General features: G+C 60.4%; 18 protein-coding genes. 17 read left to right on the top strand and 1 reads right to left on the bottom strand.

What is annotated here, in order from left to right:
- Positions 1-26 precede the first annotated feature (26 nt).
- From doeA to JL39_RS17715, 12 genes are all read left to right on the top strand, one after another.
- Entirely contained in the window at positions 27-1,208 is a 1,182-nt protein-coding gene (gene doeA, locus JL39_RS17770; protein ID WP_037153288.1) for an ectoine hydrolase DoeA, read from the top strand.
- 7 nt (positions 1,209-1,215) lie between these two features.
- On the top strand, positions 1,216-2,223 hold the full coding sequence (gene doeB / locus JL39_RS17765) for a N(2)-acetyl-L-2,4-diaminobutanoate deacetylase DoeB (RefSeq protein WP_037153285.1): 1,008 nt from the start codon (positions 1,216-1,218) through the stop codon (positions 2,221-2,223).
- Positions 2,224-2,514: 291 nt separating this feature from the next.
- A complete protein-coding gene (pip, locus tag JL39_RS17760) occupies positions 2,515-3,480 on the top strand; it encodes a prolyl aminopeptidase (protein WP_037153282.1) in 966 nt (321 codons plus the stop codon).
- Positions 3,477-5,294, top strand: coding sequence for a S9 family peptidase (locus JL39_RS17755; protein ID WP_037153279.1), 1,818 nt, complete (start codon positions 3,477-3,479; stop codon positions 5,292-5,294). Before pip ends, JL39_RS17755 begins: the two co-directional genes overlap by 4 nt.
- Positions 5,295-5,323: 29 nt before the next feature.
- Positions 5,324-6,754 carry a M20 family metallopeptidase gene (locus tag JL39_RS17750; protein WP_037153276.1) on the top strand — a complete coding sequence of 477 codons (1,431 nt, stop codon included), beginning with the start codon at positions 5,324-5,326 and terminating at the stop codon, positions 6,752-6,754.
- A 67-nt stretch (positions 6,755-6,821) separates the two neighbouring features.
- Positions 6,822-8,438: an ABC transporter substrate-binding protein gene (locus tag JL39_RS17745; RefSeq protein ID WP_152601157.1), complete on the top strand. Its 1,617-nt coding sequence runs from the start codon at positions 6,822-6,824 to the stop codon at positions 8,436-8,438.
- Between the two features lie 13 nt (positions 8,439-8,451).
- On the top strand, positions 8,452-9,528 hold the full coding sequence (locus JL39_RS17740) for an ABC transporter permease (protein WP_037153273.1): 1,077 nt from the start codon (positions 8,452-8,454) through the stop codon (positions 9,526-9,528).
- A gap of 7 nt (positions 9,529-9,535) precedes the next feature.
- Positions 9,536-10,468: a nickel transporter permease gene (nikC, locus tag JL39_RS17735; RefSeq protein WP_037153270.1), complete on the top strand. Its 933-nt coding sequence runs from the start codon at positions 9,536-9,538 to the stop codon at positions 10,466-10,468.
- The gene (locus JL39_RS17730) at positions 10,461-11,327 is read left to right on the top strand and encodes an ABC transporter ATP-binding protein (RefSeq protein WP_037153267.1); all 867 of its coding nucleotides are present in this window, start codon (positions 10,461-10,463) and stop codon (positions 11,325-11,327) included. Before nikC ends, JL39_RS17730 begins: the two co-directional genes overlap by 8 nt.
- A complete protein-coding gene (locus JL39_RS17725) occupies positions 11,324-12,112 on the top strand; it encodes an ABC transporter ATP-binding protein (RefSeq protein ID WP_037153265.1) in 789 nt (262 codons plus the stop codon). Before JL39_RS17730 ends, JL39_RS17725 begins: the two co-directional genes overlap by 4 nt.
- On the top strand, positions 12,109-13,125 hold the full coding sequence (locus tag JL39_RS17720) for a serine hydrolase domain-containing protein (RefSeq protein ID WP_052182945.1): 1,017 nt from the start codon (positions 12,109-12,111) through the stop codon (positions 13,123-13,125). Before JL39_RS17725 ends, JL39_RS17720 begins: the two co-directional genes overlap by 4 nt.
- Positions 13,126-13,226: 101 nt before the next feature.
- Positions 13,227-14,582 (top strand): MmgE/PrpD family protein, encoded by a 1,356-nt coding sequence (locus tag JL39_RS17715; RefSeq protein WP_037153261.1) that lies wholly within the window; start codon positions 13,227-13,229, stop codon positions 14,580-14,582.
- A gap of 32 nt (positions 14,583-14,614) precedes the next feature.
- On the opposite strand, the gene JL39_RS17710 is transcribed toward JL39_RS17715, so the two are convergent.
- Positions 14,615-15,541, bottom strand: a complete 927-nt coding sequence (locus JL39_RS17710; RefSeq protein ID WP_037153258.1) for a LysR family transcriptional regulator — start codon at positions 15,539-15,541, stop codon at positions 14,615-14,617.
- Between the two features lie 325 nt (positions 15,542-15,866).
- On the opposite strand from JL39_RS17710, the gene JL39_RS17705 reads away from it, so the two are divergent.
- The 5 genes from JL39_RS17705 (at position 15,867) to JL39_RS17685 (ending at position 21,348) form a co-directional block, all read left to right on the top strand.
- Positions 15,867-16,676, top strand: a complete 810-nt coding sequence (locus JL39_RS17705; RefSeq protein WP_037153255.1) for a DeoR/GlpR family DNA-binding transcription regulator — start codon at positions 15,867-15,869, stop codon at positions 16,674-16,676.
- Positions 16,677-16,757: 81 nt separating this feature from the next.
- Positions 16,758-18,269 (top strand): glycerol-3-phosphate dehydrogenase, encoded by a 1,512-nt coding sequence (gene glpD, locus JL39_RS17700; RefSeq protein ID WP_037153253.1) that lies wholly within the window; start codon positions 16,758-16,760, stop codon positions 18,267-18,269.
- Between the two features lie 52 nt (positions 18,270-18,321).
- Positions 18,322-19,398, top strand: a complete 1,077-nt coding sequence (locus JL39_RS17695) for an ABC transporter ATP-binding protein (RefSeq protein ID WP_037153250.1) — start codon at positions 18,322-18,324, stop codon at positions 19,396-19,398.
- Positions 19,399-19,408: 10 nt separating this feature from the next.
- The gene (locus JL39_RS17690; protein ID WP_037153247.1) at positions 19,409-20,479 is read left to right on the top strand and encodes an ABC transporter ATP-binding protein; all 1,071 of its coding nucleotides are present in this window, start codon (positions 19,409-19,411) and stop codon (positions 20,477-20,479) included.
- Positions 20,480-20,481: 2 nt separating this feature from the next.
- Positions 20,482-21,348: a sugar ABC transporter permease gene (locus JL39_RS17685; protein ID WP_037153244.1), complete on the top strand. Its 867-nt coding sequence runs from the start codon at positions 20,482-20,484 to the stop codon at positions 21,346-21,348.
- Positions 21,349-21,350: the final 2 nt, after the last annotated feature.

Below are 21,350 nucleotides of genomic sequence, written 5' to 3'. Positions count from 1 at the left end.
TGTGCCGGATAATGAAGGGAAGAAACATGACCCAGCCCAATCTCAAATTCTCGCTCGGCGAATATGCCGCGCGGCTGGAAAAGACACGGCGCGCCATGGAGGCGAAGGGGATCGACCTGCTGATCGTCAGCGATCCATCCAACATGGCCTGGCTGACGGGTTATGACGGATGGTCGTTCTATGTGCACCAGGCCGTCATCGTGCCGCCGTCCGGCGAGCCGATCTGGTTTGGCCGCGGACAGGACGCCAACGGTGCCAAGCTCACGGCGTATCTGAAGCATGAAAACATTGTCGGGTATCCGGACCACTACGTGCAGTCGACCGAGCGCCATCCGATGGATTACCTCTGCGGCATCCTCACGGATCGCGGCTTCGGCACGCTGACGATCGGCGTCGAGATGGACAATTACTGGTTCTCGGCCGCCGCTTTCGCTTCCCTGCAGAAACACCTGCCGAATGCCCGCTTCGTTGATGCGACTGCGTTGGTGAACTGGCAGCGCGCGGTCAAAAGCGAGACGGAGATCAAGTACATGCGCAATGCGGCACGCATCGTCGAGGCGATGCATGCGCGAATCTTCGACAAGATCGAGGTCGGCATGCGCAAATGCGATCTCGTCGCCGAGATCTACGATGCCGGCACGCGCGGCGTCGACGGGATCGGCGGCGACTATCCGGCAATCGTGCCCTTGTTGCCGTCGGGAAGGGAGGCATCGGCGCCGCATCTGACTTGGGACGACCGGCCGATGAGGAAGGGCGAGGGCACCTTCTTCGAGATCGCCGGCTGCTACAATCGCTATCACGTGCCGCTGTCGCGCACCGTCTTCCTCGGCAAGCCGACGCAAGCCTTTCTCGATGCGGAAAAGGCGACGCTGGAAGGCATGGAAGCCGGTCTCGCGGTCGCCAAGCCCGGCAATACCTGCGAGGACATCGCCAACGCCTTCTTTGCGGTGCTGAAGAAGTACGGGATCGTCAAGGACAACCGCACGGGCTACCCGATCGGTCTTTCCTATCCGCCGGACTGGGGCGAGCGCACGATGAGCCTGCGCCCCGGCGACCGCACCGAGTTGAAGCCCGGCATGACCTTCCATTTCATGACCGGCCTCTGGCTGGAGGACATGGGTTTCGAGACGACGGAGAGCATCCTCATCACCGATACCGGCGTCGAATGCCTGGCGAACGTGCCGCGCAAGCTGATGGTCAAGGATTGAGACGGCGATGAGCGAGACAGCTTTACGGCCGTCGCCGATCAGCCCGACGGTGGATTTCGACACCGAGGGTGTGCAGCACGGTTTCCTGCGGCTGCCCTACAGCCGCGACGATTCCGCCTGGGGATCGGTGATGATCCCGATCACGGTCATCCGCAACGGGAGCGGACCGACCGCACTCCTGACTGGCGGCAATCACGGCGACGAGTACGAAGGGCCGATTGCGCTCTTCGATCTCGCGCGCTGCCTGAAGGCGCAGGACGTCAGCGGCACGGTGATCATCGTTCCGGCGATGAACTATCCGGCATTTGTAGCAGGAACGCGGACGTCGCCGATCGACAGGGGTAATCTCAACCGCAGCTTTCCCGGCCGTCCGGACGGGACGGTGACGCAGAAGATCGCGGACTACTTCCAGCGGGAACTCTTGCCTCGCGCCGATATCGTCCTCGACTTCCATTCGGGCGGTAGAACTTTGGATTTCCTACCGTTCTGCGCCGCGCACATCCTGCCGGACAAGGATCAGGAAGCTCGTGCCTTCGAGTTGGTGGAGGCGTTTTCCGCACCTTATTCGATGAAGATGCTCGAAATCGACGCGGTCGGCATGTACGACACCGCGGCCGAGGAAATGGGCAAGGTCTTCATCACTACCGAGCTTGGCGGCGGCGGCACGGCGACGGCAAAAAGCGCGGGCATCGCCAAGCGCGGCGTCATGAACGTGCTGCGCCATACCGGCATCGTCGCGGGAGGGGCTGAGGCCGGACAAACGACCTGGCTCGATATGCCGGACGGCAACTGCTTTTCCTTCGCCGAGGAGGGCGGGTTGATCGAGCCTATCTTTGACCTCGGAGACGAGGTCCGCGAGGGGGCCGTGGTGGCTCGTATCTATCCAACCGGACGAACCGGGGCACCGCCTATCGAAATCCATGCAAAGATGGATGGCATCTTGTGCGCACGGCATTTTCCGGGATTGGTGAAGGCCGGCGATTGCGTAGCGGTCATCGCGGTGATCGTTGTCTGACTTGACCTAAGCAAGCGCAGAGCGGACCGCCCTGGTAGGGGGATCTGTGCGGCCCCCGGGCGGGTCGTCCGGTCGGGGCTTCGGTGACCAGAAGTCCACTTTGCGGCGCCTCCTGGCAACCAGCCTATGTTGCGGAGATAAAACTATTCCAAATCGGAATGAGCTATTTGCAATTAGCATTAGACGCTCTATCCGATCTGGACCATCATGCCCAAAATATCGTCTCGCCTATTTTGTAGGCATTCCGGTGGCTAGCCGGTGGACCATTTTTATTGGGCTAGAGTCTTTGCGATGGACGAACAAAAGGCAAGGCGCCGTTTTCATCTGCCGGTCGACGAATGTCACCAGCTCTATATCGAGGAATATGGTGCTCATGACGGCATTCCGGTCGTGGTTTTGCATGGAGGGCCGGGCGCCGGCATTTCCCGCAAGCATGTAGAGACATTTGACCTATCGGCATTCCGCGTCGTCACTTTCGATCAGCGTGGTGCCGGGCGTTCCGTCCCGTCTGCAAGCCTCCACGACAACACGACCGATGCCCTCATTGCCGATATTGAGGCTATTCGCGAAAAGCTTGGGATCGATCGGTGGCTTGTGGCCGGTGGTTCGTGGGGCAGCTGTCTTGCGCTGGCCTATGGTGAGGCGCATCCCGAACGATGCCTCGGCTTTCGACTGCATGGTATTTTCCTGGCCGGACAGGAAGATATAGATTGGTGGTTCCATGGCGCACGTTCGATCTTTCCCGATCAGTGGGAAGAGTTCGCGAGTTTCGTGCCGGAAGAGGAACGCGCCGACCTCCTTGCTGCCTATTACCGACGCCTGACGAGCGGCAACGCACATGAGGAAGTGGCGGCTGCCTTAAGCCTGCGCGGCTTTTCCGCGAAAACCCAGACTTTCCTTCCCGATCCGGGCCATGTGGCCGCATTGATGGAACCGACAGCAGCGCTCGCCGTGGCGAGACTCTTCACTCATTACTGCGTGAATGGTGCTTTTCTGGAACCAGGACAATTGTTGCGCGACATCGATCGGATCAGACATCTTCCCTGTGAAATCGTGCAGGGACGATACGACACCGTCACGCCGATGCTTTCCGCCTGGCGACTGCATCGTGCCTGGCCGGAAGCCGGCTTTTCGATCGTCACCGAAGCAAACCACCAATCCACCAAAGGCCCTCTTTTCGATGAGCTGAAGGCGGCGACCGAGCGGCTTCGCAAGCGAATGACCCCGATCACCCCCAAAGAGGGGGAATGCGCATGAGCAGGATGATGTCTACCTTCGATGCGGCCGCCATCGCGCCCTTTCTTGAAATCCGTTCGGTGAAATCGCCGGCGATATCCCCTGATGGAACACTTCTCGCATACCTTTGCGACGCAAGCGGCTTCAACCAGATATGGATCAGGCCGCTTGCCGGTGGCGCGGCACGACAGGTCACGGATATGCCGGAGCCAGTCGGCGCGTTGGCCTTCAACCCGAAAAGTCGGGATATCCTGTTCACGACGGATTGCGGCGGCGACGAACGCCATCAGCTTTGGCTCCTGCCGGACACATCCGGTCCACCCGTCGCGCTGACGGATGCGCTCGGTGTCGTTCATCTATGGGGTGCCTGGTCTCCGGATGGGCAACGCATCGCCTATGCCTCCAACGCTCGCTCGCCTCACGACATGGACATCCATGTCATGGACCTCTCGACGCAGGTGGCGACCTGCGTCCGCGAGGGGGACAGCATGCGGGAAGTCCTGGCTTTCTTTCCCGATGGGCAATCGCTGCTCGTCCGCGAGTCCCTGCGCTCCGGCAACGATCAGGACATGTACCGCCTCGATATCGCGACCGGACGCCTGACGCCGCTTATGCCGCATCAAGGGCGTGCTCGATATCTCGCCGCCCGCCTGTTCAAGGACGGCAGTGGCGGCCTTGCCGTCTGTGATCAGGGAAGCGATTTCATGGGCATCCGGCAGTTTCCAGCCGAGGGCGGAGAGACGGCAAACATTTTCGAACAGCCGGGAAGCAACGTCGAGGCGCTGGCGCTTTCGCCCGACCAGCAGAAAATCGCTTTCGTCCTCAACGATGAGGGGTGGAGCCGTATCGGCCTCTGCGACCGCGACGGCGGTTCCATCCGGATGTTCGAGGGGCACCCGCCCGGCGTCGTGGCATCGCTTGCCTTTACTCCCGACAGCCGATCGCTTGTCTTCCCGCTCGAAGGTGCGGCGACGCTGCCCGGTATCTGGAAACTCGATCCGGAGAACGGCAGCTTCGAACCCCTGGTGACGGTCGATGGTGCGGGGACGGATACCGGTTCCTTCGTCGAACCTCTCGTGGAACGCTTCGAAAGCTTCGACGGACGGATGGTGCCGGCTCTCGTCTATCAGCCGACTTCCCCACCCCCCGAAACTGGATATCCCGTGCTCTTCATCGTGCATGGCGGCCCGGAGATGCAATGGAAACCGGACTTCCGCGCCGATGTGCAGTTCCTGGTCTCTCAAGGTGTGATGGTGGTCGCCCCGAATGTCCGCGGCAGCACCGGTTATGGCCGCGCCTGGCATGAACTCGATGACCGTGAGAAGCGCATGGACTCGGTCGCAGACCTGCGGGCCATTCGGCTTGCCATCGGCGCGCGTAAGGACGTGAACGCGGCACGTATCGGCATTTTCGGTCGCTCCTATGGCGGCTTCATGGTGCTGTCCGCGCTGACGGAGGATCCGGATCTGTGGGCGCTTGGCGTCGATTTCTATGGTGTCTGCAATTTCCTGACCCATCTGCTCGCCACCGGTCCGTGGGGGCGCCAGCAGCGTGCCGCCGAATATGGCGAGCCGGCGGTGATGCGCGAGGCGCTGGAGCGCTTCTCCCCCATCAACCGGATCGCCCGCATGAAGGCGCCGCTGCTCCTTGTCCACGCCAATCGTGATCCGCGCGTACCGATCGGAGAGAGCGAGACCGTCTATTCCTGCCTCAGCGGTCTGCGTCACCCTTGCGAGTACCTGCGCGTCGACCACGAGGGCCACGGCTTTGCCCGGATAGAGAACCGCCGAACGGTGTTTTCCGCCTTCGCCCGGTTCCTCGAAAAACATCTTTGATGACGAGTATGGATTGGAGAGAGTGAGCGATGCAGAACAGCGACCTGATCTGGGACTTGGTCGATAATCACAGGACCGAGTTCGAGGCCCTGAGCGACCGCGTCTGGGGCATGCCGGAAATAGCCTATACGGAATATCGTTCCGTGACCGAGCATGCGGCCATGCTGCGCCAGCAGGGCTTCCGCGTGACCGAGAACGTGGCCGGTATTCCGACGGCGGTGATGGGCGAGGCAGGCGAGGGCGGCCCGATCGTCGCCATCCTCGGTGAATACGATGCGCTGCCAGGGCTCAGCCAGGAAGCGGGTGTCGCCCAGCCGCGCCCCTTGCCCGGCAATGGGCATGGCCATGGATGCGGCCACAATCTGCTCGGCTCCGCTGCAATGCTGGCGGCGACGGCGATCAAGGACTGGCTGGAGAAGTCCGGCAAACCCGGCCGCGTGCGCTATTACGGTTGCCCGGCCGAGGAAGGCGGTGCCGCGAAATCCTTCATGGCCCGCGAGGGCGCGTTCGATGGTGTCGACATCGCCATTACCTGGCATCCGAGCGCCTTCACGGAAGTGGCACGCGCACTTTCGCTCGCCAATACCCGCATGGATTTCCGATTTACCGGCCGGGCCTCGCATGCCGCCGCAGCGCCCCATCTCGGCCGCTCCGCGCTCGACGCGGTGGAACTGATGAATGTCGGCGTCAACTATCTGCGCGAGCACGTTCCCTCCGACAGCCGCATCCACTATGCGATGCTCGATTCCGGCGGCATCGCGCCGAACGTGGTGCAGGCAACGGCCGCCGTCCGCTATGCCATCCGCTCTCGAGATCTCAAGGGCATGCAGGAGCTCAACGAACGTGTGAAACAGGTTGCGCAAGGCGCTGCAATGATGACGGGGACGACGGTTCACATCTCCATCATGAGTGCTGTTTCCAATCTGTTGCCGAACCGCCCGCTGGAAGAAGCCATGCAGCGCAATCTTGAGCGCCTTGGGCCTATACCTTTCGATGCGCAAGACAAGGCCTTCGCGGCGAAGATTCAGGCGACGTTGAGCGAAGAGGATATCAACAACGCCTATCGCGCCGTCGGCATTCCGCGCCGGCAGGAGACACCGCTCTGCGATTTCATCGTACCGCTCGATGTCCGCGGCGAACCAATGATCGGCTCCACGGACGTCGGTGACGTGAGCTGGGTGATGCCGACCGTGCAGGCACATGCCGCGACGATTGCCATCGGCACGCCCGGCCATTCCTGGCAGGTGACGGCGCAGGGCAAGATGCCCGCCGCTCACAAGGGGATGACCCATGCCGCCAAGATGATGGCCACCACCGCGATCGACGTTTTTAGCGACGCCGAGCTGCTTGCTGCAGCGAAAAAGGATCATCAGGAGCGCGTCGGCAGGACGCCCTATGTGTGCCCCATTCCGGCCGACGTGACGCCCCCGCTGCAGCCGCGCCCGAAGGAGGCGGCCTGAAATTCCTTCAGCATTGCTTCGAGTGGCACCTGTTTCAGTCAACAATCAAAAAAGGGGAATTGAGAACATGACCAGAAAGCAAATTATCAAATGCCGCGGCCTGATTGCCGCAGCAGCCGGCGTTTTCCTTTCGTCAATCAGCCCGCCGGCCCTTGCCGCGACGCCGGATTCCGCGCTCGTCATGGCTTGGAATATCGATGCGATCAGCACCTTCGACCCGGCGCAGATCGGTGAAGTCGTGACCAGCGAACTGATGCAGAACACCTGCGACTCGCTGGTCGATTTCGATCCCGCCGACGAATCGAAGGTCGTTCCTCTTCTGGCGAAGAGCTGGGATGTTTCGCCGGACCGCATGCAGATCACGTTCCATCTCAATGAGAACATGAAGTTCCCGAGCGGCGAGCCGGCAACCGCCAAGGAGCTTGCCTGGTCCATGCAACGTGTCGTTCAGCTGGGTTACGGCAATGCGTCGACACTTACCGAATATGGCTTCAGCAAGGACAATGTGAAGGAACGCATCGCGGCGACGGACGACAACACGCTCGTCATGAAGCTGGACAAGCCCTATCCGACCAACCTCATTCTCCAGGCGATCGGCGCCAACCGCGTCTCTTCGCTTCTTGACATGAAGACGCTCATGGAGAAGCAGGTGAATGGCGACCTCGGTAACAAGTATCTCGCCACCAACACTGCCTGCGTCGGTCCCTATCGGCTGGTGCAGTGGAACGCGGGTGAATCCGTCGTTCTTCAGGCGAACGACGGATATTACGGCACCAAGCCAAAGCTCTCCCGCGTTCTGATCCGCCACGTCGCCGAGCCGGGAACGCAACGCCTCCTGCTGATCCAGGGCGATGTCGACATTGCGCGCGATCTTTCACCTGACGATCTGGCCGATCTCGACGGCAAGCCGGGCCTCAAGATCGAGCGCGTACTGAAGCCGCAGCTCTTCTTCTGGGTTTTCAACGTGGCCGACCCGGTCTTCCAGAACGAAAAAGTGCGCCTGGCGATGCGCTATCTCATCGATTATGACGGGCTCGCCAAGTCGGTCATGACCTATCTCGGCGTGCCGCGTGCAAGCTTTGCGCAGCTCGGCGCTGTGGGCGCTCTGGATGAGAAGCAAGGCCAGCCCTTTACGCTCGATCTCGAAAAGGCGAAGGCACTTCTCTCCGAAGCGGGTTATCCGAACGGCTTTGAAAGCGATGTCCTGTTCGGCACCCTGCCGCATTCGGCGCCGATCGCCCAAAGCATCCAGCAGAACGCGGCCAAGGTGGGCGTCAAGCTCAATCTGGAACGCATGGCCAATGCCCAGCTCTTCAGCCGCATTCGCGGCCGCGAGTTCAAGAGCGGCATGCTGGCCTGGCAGACCGGCGTTCCCGATGCGCATGGCAATGCCTCGCGCCTCGTCTACAACCCGGACAATCGCGCGGAAGCGAAACTGACGCAGATTCCAGCATGGCGCGCCGCCTTCCAGAACGAGGATTTCAACAAGCGTGTCCAGGAAGCGCTTCTTGAAGGCGATCCGGAAAAGCGCAACCAAATCTACTATGCGCTTCAGAAGGATGTGATGGAAAAAGGCCCGATGGCCATCATGTTTCAGATGTACAACATCCTTGGCATGAGCGACAAGGTGAAGGATTGGAGCTGGAACGGGTTCCGCGTCTACTACACGTCCGCCTCCAAATAGGGGAGGCGAGTCCATGGCGGAAATCACCACCTCCGTTCCCCGCGACAATGCGGGGACGGACCTCAGGCCGAACCCCTTATTCCTCGTTGGGAGGATCATCGGCAAGACGTTGCTGCCGGTTCTGGTGACCCTGTTCGGTCTTGCGGCCCTGACCTTCTTCATCGGCAGGATGCTGCCGATCGATCCGGTTGTCGCCATTCTCGGCGACAATGCCACCCAGGAAGCCTATGACAACATGGCCCGCTCGCTCGGGATGGACAAACCGCTCTGGTATCAGTTCGGCATCTATCTGAAGGGCATACTGTCGCTTGATTTCGGACAGGCTCTGACCACCGGAAAACCGGTTATCGAAGATATCGCTCGTGTGTTTCCCGCGACGATCGAGCTCGCGACCTTGTCGATCATTATCGGCACGGGGCTCGGCATCCCGGCCGGCGTGCTTGGGGCGATGTACCGGAACTCCTGGATCGACCATGTGATCCGCTTCACCGGCCTCATAGGCTATTCGGCGCCGAACTTCTGGCTCGGCCTCATGGGACTGGTGATCTTCTACGCCACGCTCGGCTGGATCGGCGGACCGGGGCGTATCGACTTCATCTACGAGTTCGATATCGAGCCGATTACCGGCTTTTATCTGGTCGACACGGCGATCACGGGGAAATGGGATGTTTTTCGCAATGCCTTCGGTCACATCATCCTGCCCGCCTCGATTCTCGGCTTCGGCGCTCTTGCCTATATCAGCCGCATGACCCGCAGCTTCATGATGGAGCAGCTTGGCCAGGAATACATCATAACCGCGCGCGTGAAGGGACTCTCCTGGGGACGGACCGTCTGGGTCCACGCCTTTCGCAACGTCGCCGTGCAGGTCGTGACCGTCGTTGCCCTTTCCTATGCCTTCCTCCTCGAGGGCGCGGTACTGACCGAAACGGTCTTCGCATGGCCGGGTTTCGGCCGATACCTGACCAACGCCCTGCTTGTCGGCGACATGAACGCCGTGGTCGGGTGCTCGCTTCTGGTCGGTATCATCTTCGTCACCCTCAATCTCTTCTGCGATGTCCTTTATCGCGTCGTCGATCCCAGAACCCGGTGAGGCCGCCATGACCGACAAAGCCTTGATGTCCCAGAACATTTCACTCTCCGGCCTCGGCGCATGGTTGCATGCGCCCGTGCCCACTTCCCCTTTTCACGCCCGCATGCAGCAGCTCTGGCTGCAATGGTGGCGATTGCGTTCCAATGTTTCGGCGCTGTTCGGCCTTGCCGTCATCGTCGTCATTCTTGCCGCTGCGCTTCTGGCGCCGCTTCTGGCGACGCATGACATCTTCGAGCAGGACCTCGCGATGCGCCTCCTGCCCCCTTCGGCGGAACATTGGCTGGGTACCGACGAACTCGGCCGCGACGTCTATAGCCGCCTGATCTATGGTGCGCGGATCACCCTCTACATCGCTCTTCTGACCACCGTCATCGTTGCGCCCATCGGTTTGCTGGTGGGCACGACAGCCGGTTACCTGGGCGGCTGGGTCGATACGGTTCTGATGCGCATCGTCGACATTTTCCTCGCCTTCCCGAACCTCATTCTCGCGCTGGCGTTCGTCGCTGCCCTGGGTCCCGGCATCGAGAATGCGATCATCGCGATTTCGCTTGCATCCTGGCCGCCGATTGCACGTCTCGCCCGTGCCGAAACCCTGACCATTCGCAAGTCCGATTATATCGCGGCGGTCCGCCTCCAGGGCGCGTCGAAATTGCGGATCATCTTCGGGCATGTCGTGCCTATGTGCATCCCCTCCGTCGTCGTGCGCGTGACGCTCAACATGGCGGCGATCATCCTGACGGCGGCCGGCCTCGGCTTCCTCGGCCTCGGGGCACAGCCTCCGAGCCCGGAATGGGGCACCATGCTTTCCTCCGGCCGGGAGTTCGTGATGACGAGCTGGTGGATCGCCGCCATTCCCGGTTCCGCCATCCTGCTGACCAGCCTCGCCTTCAATCTTTTCGGCGACGGACTGCGCGACGTTCTGGACCCCCGCCATGGATAAGCCGCTCATCGACGTTGAGGACCTCAGGATCCGCTTTCACGGCGCGCATCGCAATCATGACGCCGTCCGGGGGATCTCCTTCACCATCGGCCGCGAGAAGGTCGGGGTTGTCGGCGAATCCGGTTCCGGCAAATCGCTCACCGGACGCTCGCTGCTGAAACTGACGCCGAAGGGCGCGAAAATCACCGCCAAGCACATGCGGTTCGGCGACACGGACCTCCTGGTCGCCAGCGAAAAGGACATGCGCCGGATTCGCGGCAATCATATCTCGATGATCCTGCAGGATCCGAAATACTCGCTCAACCCGCTGATGCGCATCGGCAACCAGATCGTCGAGGCTTACCGGCTGCATCACAATGCGCCGCCTGCCGAAGCCAAGGCCAAGGCGCTTGCCATGCTGGAAGCGGTGCAGATCCGCGAGCCGAAGCGCGTCTTCGATCTTTTTCCGCATGAGGTATCCGGCGGCATGGGGCAGCGCATCATGATCGCCATGATGCTGATCCCCGAGCCGGACCTGATCATCGCCGACGAGCCGACCTCCGCGCTGGATGTGACGGTGCGCCGCCAGGTCCTGACGATCCTTGACGAACTGGTGAGCCGGAGGGGAACGGGCCTGATGTTCATCAGCCACGACCTCAATCTGGTTGCCAGCTTCTGCGACCGGGTTCTCGTCATGTATGCCGGCAGGATCATGGAGGATCTTCCCGCGCGGGACCTGCATCAGGCCCGCCATCCCTACACGCAGGCGCTTCTCGAAAGCCTGCCACGCCTCGACCATCCGGTGGACGAGTTGAGGGTACCGGTCCGTGATCCCTCCTGGCTCGACGGGCCTGTTTATCGCAACGGAGTCCTTGTATGAGCGCGCCCGATCGTTCCCTGATAGAGGCCATCGGCCTTTCCATCAGCTTCGGTGCCCAGAACATGCGCACCCGCGTCGTCAATGATGTGTCCTTCCGTATCCAGAAAGGGGGGGCCTATGGCCTTATCGGTGAATCGGGTTGCGGCAAGTCGACGATCCTGCGCGCTCTTTCCGGCTTGAACAGCGATTACGAGGGTGCGCTCGTCCTCGGGGCTCGTGAATTGCCGAAGAAGCGCGGCAAAGACTTCTTCCGCCGCGTGCAGATGGTCTTCCAGGACCCCTACGGCAGCCTGCATCCGCGCAAGATCGTGGAACGGGTTCTGGCCGAGCCGCTCGCCATCCACGGCTTCGACCGCCCGTCGGAACGTATCGCCGAGACACTGGAGGCCGTCGGGCTCGGCCCGTCCTTCCGCTATCGCTATCCCCATGAACTGTCCGGCGGACAGCGCCAGCGCGTGGCGATTGCAAGGGCGCTGATCATCGAGCCGGACGTGCTTCTGCTGGACGAGCCGACCTCGGCTCTCGATGTCTCCGTGCAGGCGGAAATCCTGAACCTCCTGAAGCGCCTGCGCCGCGAGCGCAACCTGACCTATCTCATGGTGTCGCACGATCTTGCGGTGATCGCCCATATCTGCGAGCGCGCCGGGATCATGCATCAGGGGCGGATCATCGAGGAGCTGAGCGCAGAACAGATCCGCCATTTCCAGGCGAGGGAGGACTACACGCGAGCGTTTCTCGAAGCCAGCATCGAGGCGGTGGCACGCCGCGAGGAGGTTGGAGCATGAATGTCGAGGTCGCGTTCAAGAAAGACGATCCGATTGACCTTGAATGGGAATGGCATGGCAGCGAAAGCTCTGCCGGCTTCCGGCCGGGGGCGCTGGAGGCGGTCCGCGCCTGCGCGGCATCACAGGCGACCGACATGCTGCTCGTCATTCGTCACGGCAAGGTGGCTTTCTCTCTCGGCGATCCGGCGCGAAAATTCCTCTGCCATTCCATCCGCAAAAGTTTCCTTGCCGCCCTGATCGGCTTCGAGGTGGAAAGCGGCAGGATCGATCTTTCGGCGACGCTGGAAAGCCTCGGCATCGACGACCGGGAGGGGCTGAGCGACATCGAGAGGCAAGCCACCGTCTATGACTTGCTGACCGCCCGTTCCGGCATCTATCATCCAGCCGGTTACGAAACCGTCTGGATGCGACGGATCAAGGAGACACGACATTCCCACGCGCCCGGAACCTTCTGGTGTTACAACAACTGGGACTTCAACGCGCTCGGCACGATCTTCACCCGCTTGACCGGTGAGACTGTTCATGAGGCCTTCGCTCGCCGCATTGCCGGCCCGATCGGCATGGAGGACTTCTCGCTTGACGGCGACAAACCGGATGGATGGCACGAGACGTTCGACATCAGCGACCATCCCGCCTACCCGTTCCGCATGTCGAGCCGTGACCTCGCGCGTTTCGGGCAACTCTTCCTTCAGCGGGGGGTCTGGAACGGGGCGCCAGTGCTCCCGGTCGGATGGGCACATGAATGTGTCATGCCCTATTCGCACGCCGGTACACGCGGCGCCTATGGTTACATGTGGTGGCTGGAGAGGGACGGCGTCTTCCTGCCAGGTGTCGTCACGCCGAAAGGCAGCTATGCGGCGCTTGGGGCCGGCGGTCATTACTGCCTGGTCATGCCGGCACTGGATATGGTCGTGATCCACCGCGTCGATACCGAAATACCCGGACGCGAGGTCAAGAACTTTGGTATGGGACGGCTGCTGCGGCATCTGCTGGCCGCGATAGATACGTCCTGAGCACGGCTTTCCGAATTCCTGCTTCCTGCCATCTGCGTCTCTCGTCGGCCGCAGCTGGATTTGTGTTTCCTCCGAACGGTTTACCAATGAGTCCCATGACAATGAGCGTTATCGAAACCATTGCGGCATGGTGCGCCGCACCACCGGCAACCACGGATACTGCCCGGAGGCTTGCCCGCGAGGCGATCGCCGACACGCTTGCCTGTCTCTACGCGGGCCGGGGCGATATCAGCAGCCTGGCGGTCAGCCGCGCCTTCGGGTCGCAGTCCGTGGACGAAGCACCGCTCGTGACCGGCGCGCGCCAGTCTCCCTCCGTTGCAGCTCTTGTGAACGGCACGGCGGCACATGCGCTCGATTACGACGACAATTTCAAACCCGGCATGAGCCATGCCTCGGCGGTCATCGTGCCGGCATTGCTCGCGATTGCCGGCCGGACCGGAGCAAGCGGCCGTGCGCTGGTGGATGCCTATCTTGTGGCGCTCCAGGCACAGGCCTTTGTCGGCAGCGGCGTTGCCGGATCACACTACACCGCCGGATGGCATGGCACATCAACGATCGGCAGCATCGGTACCGCGGCGGGAGCGGCAAAGCTCCTGGGACTGGACGCCGGCGGGATTGCCCGGGCCCTTTCCCTGGGGGCAAGCATGGCGTCCGGCACGAAGGGACAATTCGGCACTCCCGCCAAGCCGTTCCATGCCGGAATGGCGGCCCGCAACGCTGTCGAAGCGGCTTTGCTGGCAGCCGAAGGATTATACGGCAGATCGGACATTCTCGAAGGGCCGCAGGGATTCCTCGAAATGTTCGGCGGATCGGACCCTGTGGGCTATGATCGCGAGTCTATCGCGTGCACCCGTGATCATGTCATCGAGACCATCGGGCTCATGCCGAAGCGACACCCCTGCTGCGGCTCGACACATTTGGTCGTCGACATGGCGCTCGACCTCCTGCATGAGGTGCCGCTTGATGCCGACGCCGTCGTCTCCGCGGAATGCCATGTCGGTATCGCGAATTTTCGCAATCTCCCTTATACCAAGCCAGTCAACGAGATGGAGGCACGCTTCTCCATGCAATATTGCCTCGCCCTCGCCTTGCGCCGCAAGAAGCTGTCATTGTCGGATTTCACGCCGCCAAGCGTGGCCGCTTTGGTGCGGGACCCGCTGCTCGCGAAGATTTCGATGACCCATTACACTCCGGCAGAAGAACGTGCCGCAACACAGCTGCCACATCGGTTAAGGATCACACTCGATGGCGGCCATGTCTACGAAAAGGAACGTTTCTTCGCGCGGGGTGGTCTTGCCGACCCCTTTTCAGAAGAGGACCGCAGGACGAAGTTCCTTGATTGTGTCGCAGGCCTCAAGGATGCAGAAGCACTTTACGCGACTCTCGAAGCGCTCGACGAACTGACGAATATGAGCTTTCTTGAACAGCTCTTCGACAATCGCACGACAGCGGCTTGAAGAAGCAGGCCTCGGGGCAAATATCGGCTGGATCAAGGAACGACGCGGTCGGCGAGCATGCCGACCTCTTCGGCACGTCTCCAGAACTGTCCTGCACGCTTGCTGCGCAAACGGTAGGAACGGTAGAGCCTGATCTCCACCTCCATGTCGAGTGACGGGTCCGCTGCCCGAACGAGCTGCCCTGTGCTCATTTCGTTGACTGCCAGACTTTCGGGAATCCAGGCGACGCCGTGACCGGACACGGCCATGGCCTTCAGGGCGGCCGACATCGCGTTTTCATAAACGGTATTCAAGCGGATTGCAGTCTTGTCAAAGATGGTCTTGGGGAGTGCCTGGGCGAAGAAGGAACTATCCCGATAACTCAGATAATTTACGGGCGTTCCGTCGGCGCATACCTGGTGAATGGGAGCGCCGTCGTCGGTCGGGGCTGAAATGGCGATGACGCGTTCCGACCCAAGGGTGAGATAGGGATAGTCGGACAATTCCTTGATCGCGGGGACACACTCATGCGCGTAGGTCAGAAGGAAGTCGCATTCATTGCGGAACAGCTTCGATACATTGTTGGAAAAAGAGGAGTAAGCCTCCGTGAAGCGCGTCCGGAACGACTCCCCGTCTGCCTCGATTTTCTCCATCCAGACCGGAAAGAACGTGAGAACCAGCGTACTCATGGTGGCGAAGGAGAGGATGTCTTGAGGAGCGGCATGCTGCTCCTGTGTCTCTTCGCGAAGCGCGATCAACATTTCAACTGTCTTGCGCGCGCGGGGCAGGAAGCTTTCTCCAGCAGGCGTCAGTCGCACCGGGTAGGTGGAACGATCTATCAACGGAAGCCCGACCCATTCCTCGAGCTGCCGGATGCGCCTGCTCAATGCCGACTGGGTGATGTGCCTGTCGCCAGCCGCAAGCGTAAAGTTCATGAAATGAGAAAGGCTAAGAAAATCCTCCAGCCATTTCAATTCCATAGAAGCATCTCCGGATCTTCCCCGCCGATACGGGGCACAATTTTGCGCAGAGCAGCGAAGCCACCAACATGCGCAGGAAGGCGTGTACCATGCGGCCTATGAAGGTCGCTTGCAAGCACAGGCTATCCTCCAAGCCGTCGGCGTTACGCACCGCTAAGTGGATGAATGCCCGGGCTCGCAGGAAAGGATGTATCCGCCTCCCCCAAAAGGGCGGATAACCCCTTCTCCGACACGGGAAGGATAAGTCAGGACAGTGAGAACGGGTACTTGGCGATCTTTCGTTTTGCCGTAAAATGAAAAAAGCGAAACCGCCGGAGGAGACCCAATGCTGCTCAGCAGTCGGCAGTCGGAAATCATGTCCATTGCCAAGGAGCATGGACGAGTTCTCGTCGATGACCTCTCCGCCCGCTTTGGGGTCACGCCTCAGACGATCCGCAAGGATCTCAACGATCTGTGCGATAGCAGGGCATTGACGCGGATCCATGGCGGGGCGGTGTTCCCGAGCGGCAACGAGAACGTGAAGTACGATGCGCGCCGCTCCATGGCTGCTACGGAAAAGCAGGCGATCGGCCGGATGGCGGCCGCGATTATCCCCGACAACTCGTCCCTTTTCATCAATATCGGCACCACGACCGAAGCCGTCGGCGAGGCGCTGGTGGACCACAAGGACCTGATGGTCATCACAAACAATATCAACGTTGCCAACAGATTGAGGGTCTACCCCTTCATCGAGGTGGTGATTGCCGGCGGCGTCGTGCGCGGATCGGACGGCGGTATTGTGGGCGAGGCGGCAGTGGATTTCATTCGCCAGTTCAAGGTGGATTTCGCCGTGATCGGTGTCTCGGCGATTGATGAAGACGGAGCGCTACTCGATTTCGATTACCGGGAAGTGAAGGTTGCCCAAGCCATTATCGCCAACGCCCGGCATGTGATTCTCGTGTCCGATGCCTCCAAGTTCGAGCGTACTGCCCCGGTCCGTATCGGCCATATATCCCAGGTCCACACCTTCATCACCGATCACTGCCCTGTCCCGTCTATCAGACAAATCTGCGCGGAACGCGACGTTCGGTTGATCGAGACGAATGTTCAGAATGGCGATGAAGGTGCGAAAGCGGTTTCGAAGAATATCTTTTGACATTCGATTTTGTTTCGATTTAGATGAATTTATCTTTCGTAATCGCGCATAATGCTGCAATGCGAAATTGGTGCATAAGAAATGTCGGGCAAAGCGGTTTTCGATCTTTTCGTGATTGGCGGTGGCATCAATGGCTGCGGCATTGCGCGTGATGCGGCCGGGCGCGGTTATTCCGTCGCTCTCGCCGAGATGAACGATTTTGCCTCCGGCACATCATCAGGCGCCACCAAGCTCATCCATGGCGGCTTGCGCTACCTTGAACATTACGAATTCCGGCTTGTGCGCGAGTCGCTGATGGAGCGCGAAACCCTCTGGGCCATGGCGCCGCACATCATTTGGCCGCTGCGGTTCGTTCTGCCCTATCACAAGGGCGGAATTCGGCCGGCATGGATGATCCGCCTCGGCCTTTTCCTTTACGACCATCTGGGCGGCCGCAAGCTGCTGCCTCCGACCGCCGTGCTCGACATGCGGTCGGACCCTGCTGCAAAGCCGCTCAAATCGCTTTTCACCAAGGCTTTCGAATATTCCGACGGCTGGGTGGATGATGCCCGGATGGTGGTGCTGAACGCCCGCGATGCGGCAGACAAGGGTGCGTTGATCATGCCTCGCACCAAGGTGGTCTCCGCCAAGCGTGAGAACGGCTTTTGGTCGATCGATACGGTTGATGCTGTTTCCGGCAAGACCGCGAGCTATAAGGCGAGAATGCTTATCAATGCCGCGGGCCCGTGGGTCGACCACGTCATCCGCGGTGTCTTCGGCCGTAACGAGGCTCACAATGTCCGCCTCGTTCAGGGCAGCCATATCGTCGTGAAGAAGAAGTTCGACGGTGAGCGTGCCTACTTCTTTCAGAATCCGGACAATCGCATCATCTTTGCCATTCCCTATGAACGCGACTTCACGCTGATCGGCACCACGGATCGCGACTACAAAGGCGATCCAAAGGACGTCAAGATCAGCGATGAAGAAGTCCGATATCTCTGCGGCGCGGCCAGCGAATATTTTTCGGAACCCGTGCGGCCGGAGGACATCGTCTGGAGCTATTCCGCCGTCCGGCCACTCTATGACGACGGCGCGTCAAAAGCGCAGGAAGCCACGCGCGACTATGTGTTGAAAGTTGACGAAGCCGAGGGTGCTCCGCTGCTCAACGTGTTTGGCGGCAAGCTGACCACCTATCGCCGGCTCGCAGAGCACGCTCTGGAGAAGATTGGCGAGGCGATCGGCGCCAAGGCGGCACCCTGGACGGCCAAAAGCCGGCTGCCGGGCGGTGATTTCCCTGTCGTCAGCTATAAGGATCAAGTGAAGTCGCTTCGGCAGCGTTATCCGTTCATCGAGACAAGACATGCCGAACGCCTCGTGCGCTGTTATGGTACGAATGCTGCGGTCATTCTCGGCAACGCCGCTGTCGCCGGCGATCTCGGTCGCCATTTCGGCGGCTCCCTCTACGAGATCGAAATACGCTGGCTGATGGAGAAAGAGTGGGCCCTAACGGCGGAGGACGTTCTGTGGCGCCGCACCAAGCAGGGACTGTTGCTGACGGCTGATGAGGCTGTGCGACTGGAGGACTATATGGCTGGAATCCGCCGCGCAGCATAGGCGAAGCAAGGAAACCGCAACTGAACCGAGGGTTGGGAGGCCCGAGGCATCAATGCTCGAATTGCGCAATGTGTCGAAAATGGCAGGAGGCGAATACCACATTCGCCCCACCGATCTGACGTTGCAGCGGGGAACGCTCAATGTCCTGCTCGGCCCTACCCTTTCGGGCAAGACCTCGTTGATGCGGCTGATGGCAGGCCTTGATCGCCCGACGGATGGATCCATCAATTTCGATGGTGTGGATGTCACCGGCGTGCCGGTACAGAAGCGCAACATTGCGATGGTCTATCAGCAGTTCATCAACTATCCGTCCCTGACCGTCTACGAGAATATTGCTTCCCCAATGCGGATCGCCGGCAAGGACGCGGCGACGATCGACCGGGAAGTGCGCAAGACTGCCGACCTCCTGCGGCTGACGCCTTATCTTGACCGCACGCCGCTCAACCTTTCCGGCGGCCAGCAGCAGCGGACGGCACTTGCCCGTGCCCTCGTCAAGAATGCCGGTCTTGTGCTGATGGACGAGCCGCTCGCCAACCTCGATTACAAGCTGCGCGAGGAATTGCGCGTCGAACTGCCGAAGATATTTGCGCAATCTGGTGCGATCTTCGTCTATGCGACGACCGAACCCTCGGAGGCGCTTCTCCTTGGCGGCAATACAGTCACACTCTGCGAAGGCCGGGTGACGCAGTTCGGTCCGACGATTGATGTTTATCGCCGACCGGCTGATCTCATTACCGCAAAGACCTTCGCCGATCCGCCGCTCAACTTCATTGAAGTCATCAAGTCGGGCGGCTCGTTCCGGCATGGGGACTCCGATGGCATGCCGGTGCCATCGCATCTCGCTAACGTCGCGGACGGACCGATGACGGTCGCCTTTCACCCGCATCATCTCGGACTTTCGGCGCAGACGTCCAGTTCGGCGCATATCAGGGCGAGGACCCAGATTTCCGAGATCACCGGTTCGGAAAGCTTCGTTCACCTCGATTTCAAGGGGATTCGCTGGGTCATGCTGGCGCGGGGAATCCACGATATCGATCCTGACACGGAAATCGAGGTCTTCCTGGACACCCGCCATCTGATGGCTTTCGGAACGAACGGGCGCGCCATCGCGACCGCCGCGGCCTATTGAGGGGAAAGATATGGCACGCATCACCCTCGACCATATCCGCCACGCCTACGGAGCCAGCCCACAATCCGATCAGGATTACGCGCTGCGCGAAATCGATCATGAATGGCACGACGGTGGCGCCTACGCGCTGCTTGGCCCGTCCGGCTGTGGAAAGACGACCCTCCTCAATATCATCTCCGGCCTCCTGCAGCCGTCCCACGGCCGTATCCTGTTCGACGGAAAGGACGTAACGAATCTGTCCACTCAGGCCCGTAACATCGCGCAGGTTTTCCAGTTCCCGGTCATCTACGACACGATGACAGTTTACGACAATCTGGCGTTTCCATTGAGAAACCGCGGTGTCCCTGAACCGGAAATCGACCGGCGTGTCCGCGAGATGCTGGAGATCATCGATCTTTCGGATTGGGCGAAGCGCAAGGCCCAGAGGCTCACAGCCGACCAGAAGCAGAAGATCTCGCTCGGGCGCGGACTGGTGCGCAACGACGTCAACGCCATCCTGTTCGACGAACCGCTGACGGTGATCGATCCTCATATGAAATGGGTGCTGCGCTCGCAGTTGAAGCGGCTTCACAAACAGTTCGGCTTTACGATGGTCTATGTGACGCATGACCAGACGGAGGCACTGACATTCGCTGACAAGGTCGTGGTCATGTACGATGGCCAGATTGTCCAGATCGGCACGCCGGCAGAACTCTTCGAGCGTCCTCGGCATACTTTCGTCGGCTATTTTATCGGCTCACCCGGTATGAACGTGCTGCCCGCCAAGATCGACGGGAGCACCGTGACGATTGGCGACGAAAAGATTTCGCTTGATTACGCTCCCGATATCTCGGGCGTCGGCAAGATTGAACTCGGCATTCGCCCGGAATTTGTTCGGATCGGCAGCGAGGGAATGCCGGTAAGCATAACCCGCATAGAGGACATCGGCCGGCTTAAGATCGTGCGCGCGAGCTTCGCAGGCCAGCCGATCTCCATTGTTGCGGAAGAAGATGCAGAAATCCCATCCGAGCCACGCGTTACCTTCGACCCCGCAGCCATCAATATCTATGCCGATTCGTGGCGCGTCGGCGGGGAGGGCTGATCATGGAGAAGACCTGGAACAACAAGGCCTGGTTCCTGGTGCTGCCGGTCCTGCTGCTCGTCGCCTTCTCGGCGGTGATCCCGTTGATGACCGTGGTCAACTATTCGGTCCAGGACACCTTCGGCAACAACGAATTCTTCTGGGCCGGTACGGACTGGTTCGACGATATCCTGCATTCCGATAGGTTCTGGGAAGCGCTGCAGCGCAACCTCCTCTTTTCCTTCATCATCCTGGCGCTGGAAATCCCGCTTGGCATCTTCATCGCGCTCAACATGCCGAAGAAGGGCATCGGCGTTCCTGTCTGCCTCGTCCTGATGGCGCTTCCGCTCCTCATTCCATGGAACGTGGTCGGCACAATCTGGCAGGTCTTTGGCCGGGTGGACATCGGATTATTGGGCCACACGCTCTGGGCGCTCGGCATCGACTACAACTATGTCCGCGATCCGATCGACGCCTGGATTACCGTCGTCATCATGGATGTGTGGCATTGGACGAGCCTGGTCGTGCTTCTGTGCTATGCCGGTCTGGTCTCCATCCCGGACGCCTATTATCAGGCAGCCAAGATCGACGGCGCTTCGCGCTGGTCCGTTTTCCGCTACATCCAATTGCCGAAGATGAAGCGTGTGCTGCTGATCGCCGTGCTCCTGCGCTTCATGGACAGCTTCATGATCTATACCGAGCCTTTCGTGGTGACCGGCGGAGGCCCCGGCAATTCGACCACCTTCCTGTCGATCGATCTCGTGAAGATGGCGGTCGGACAGTTCGATCTCGGGCCGGCGGCTGCCATGTCCATCATCTATTTCCTGATCATCCTGCTGCTCTCATGGATATTCTACACCGTGATGACTAGCAGCGACGCGAACCGTTGAGA

Origin of the sequence: Rhizobium sp. YS-1r, assembly GCF_000757525.1 — a bacterium.
In the GTDB taxonomy this organism is placed as follows: Bacteria; Pseudomonadota; Alphaproteobacteria; order Rhizobiales; family Rhizobiaceae; genus Neorhizobium; species Neorhizobium petrolearium.
This window is presented reverse-complemented; position numbering and strand designations above follow the sequence as displayed.

Bases quoted from the DNA above. Each gene is read 5' to 3' on its own strand.
- JL39_RS17730 (WP_037153267.1), top strand. From the start codon at position 10,461: ATGGATAAGCCGCTCATCGACGTTGAGGACCTCAGGATCCGCTTTCAC.
- JL39_RS17715 (WP_037153261.1), top strand. From the start codon at position 13,227: ATGAGCGTTATCGAAACCATTGCGGCATGGTGCGCCGCACCACCGGCA.
- JL39_RS17745 (WP_152601157.1), top strand. From the start codon at position 6,822: ATGACCAGAAAGCAAATTATCAAATGCCGCGGCCTGATTGCCGCAGCA.
- JL39_RS17705 (WP_037153255.1), top strand. From the start codon at position 15,867: ATGCTGCTCAGCAGTCGGCAGTCGGAAATCATGTCCATTGCCAAGGAG.
- nikC (WP_037153270.1), top strand. From the start codon at position 9,536: ATGACCGACAAAGCCTTGATGTCCCAGAACATTTCACTCTCCGGCCTC.
- JL39_RS17695 (WP_037153250.1), top strand. From the start codon at position 18,322: ATGCTCGAATTGCGCAATGTGTCGAAAATGGCAGGAGGCGAATACCAC.
- pip (WP_037153282.1), top strand. From the start codon at position 2,515: ATGGACGAACAAAAGGCAAGGCGCCGTTTTCATCTGCCGGTCGACGAA.
- JL39_RS17720 (WP_052182945.1), top strand. From the start codon at position 12,109: ATGAATGTCGAGGTCGCGTTCAAGAAAGACGATCCGATTGACCTTGAA.
- JL39_RS17750 (WP_037153276.1), top strand. From the start codon at position 5,324: ATGCAGAACAGCGACCTGATCTGGGACTTGGTCGATAATCACAGGACC.
- JL39_RS17690 (WP_037153247.1), top strand. From the start codon at position 19,409: ATGGCACGCATCACCCTCGACCATATCCGCCACGCCTACGGAGCCAGC.
- JL39_RS17740 (WP_037153273.1), top strand. From the start codon at position 8,452: ATGGCGGAAATCACCACCTCCGTTCCCCGCGACAATGCGGGGACGGAC.
- JL39_RS17725 (WP_037153265.1), top strand. From the start codon at position 11,324: ATGAGCGCGCCCGATCGTTCCCTGATAGAGGCCATCGGCCTTTCCATC.
- doeB (WP_037153285.1), top strand. From the start codon at position 1,216: ATGAGCGAGACAGCTTTACGGCCGTCGCCGATCAGCCCGACGGTGGAT.
- JL39_RS17685 (WP_037153244.1), top strand. From the start codon at position 20,482: ATGGAGAAGACCTGGAACAACAAGGCCTGGTTCCTGGTGCTGCCGGTC.
- JL39_RS17710 (WP_037153258.1), bottom strand. From the start codon at position 15,541: ATGGAATTGAAATGGCTGGAGGATTTTCTTAGCCTTTCTCATTTCATG.
- doeA (WP_037153288.1), top strand. From the start codon at position 27: ATGACCCAGCCCAATCTCAAATTCTCGCTCGGCGAATATGCCGCGCGG.
- JL39_RS17755 (WP_037153279.1), top strand. From the start codon at position 3,477: ATGAGCAGGATGATGTCTACCTTCGATGCGGCCGCCATCGCGCCCTTT.
- glpD (WP_037153253.1), top strand. From the start codon at position 16,758: ATGTCGGGCAAAGCGGTTTTCGATCTTTTCGTGATTGGCGGTGGCATC.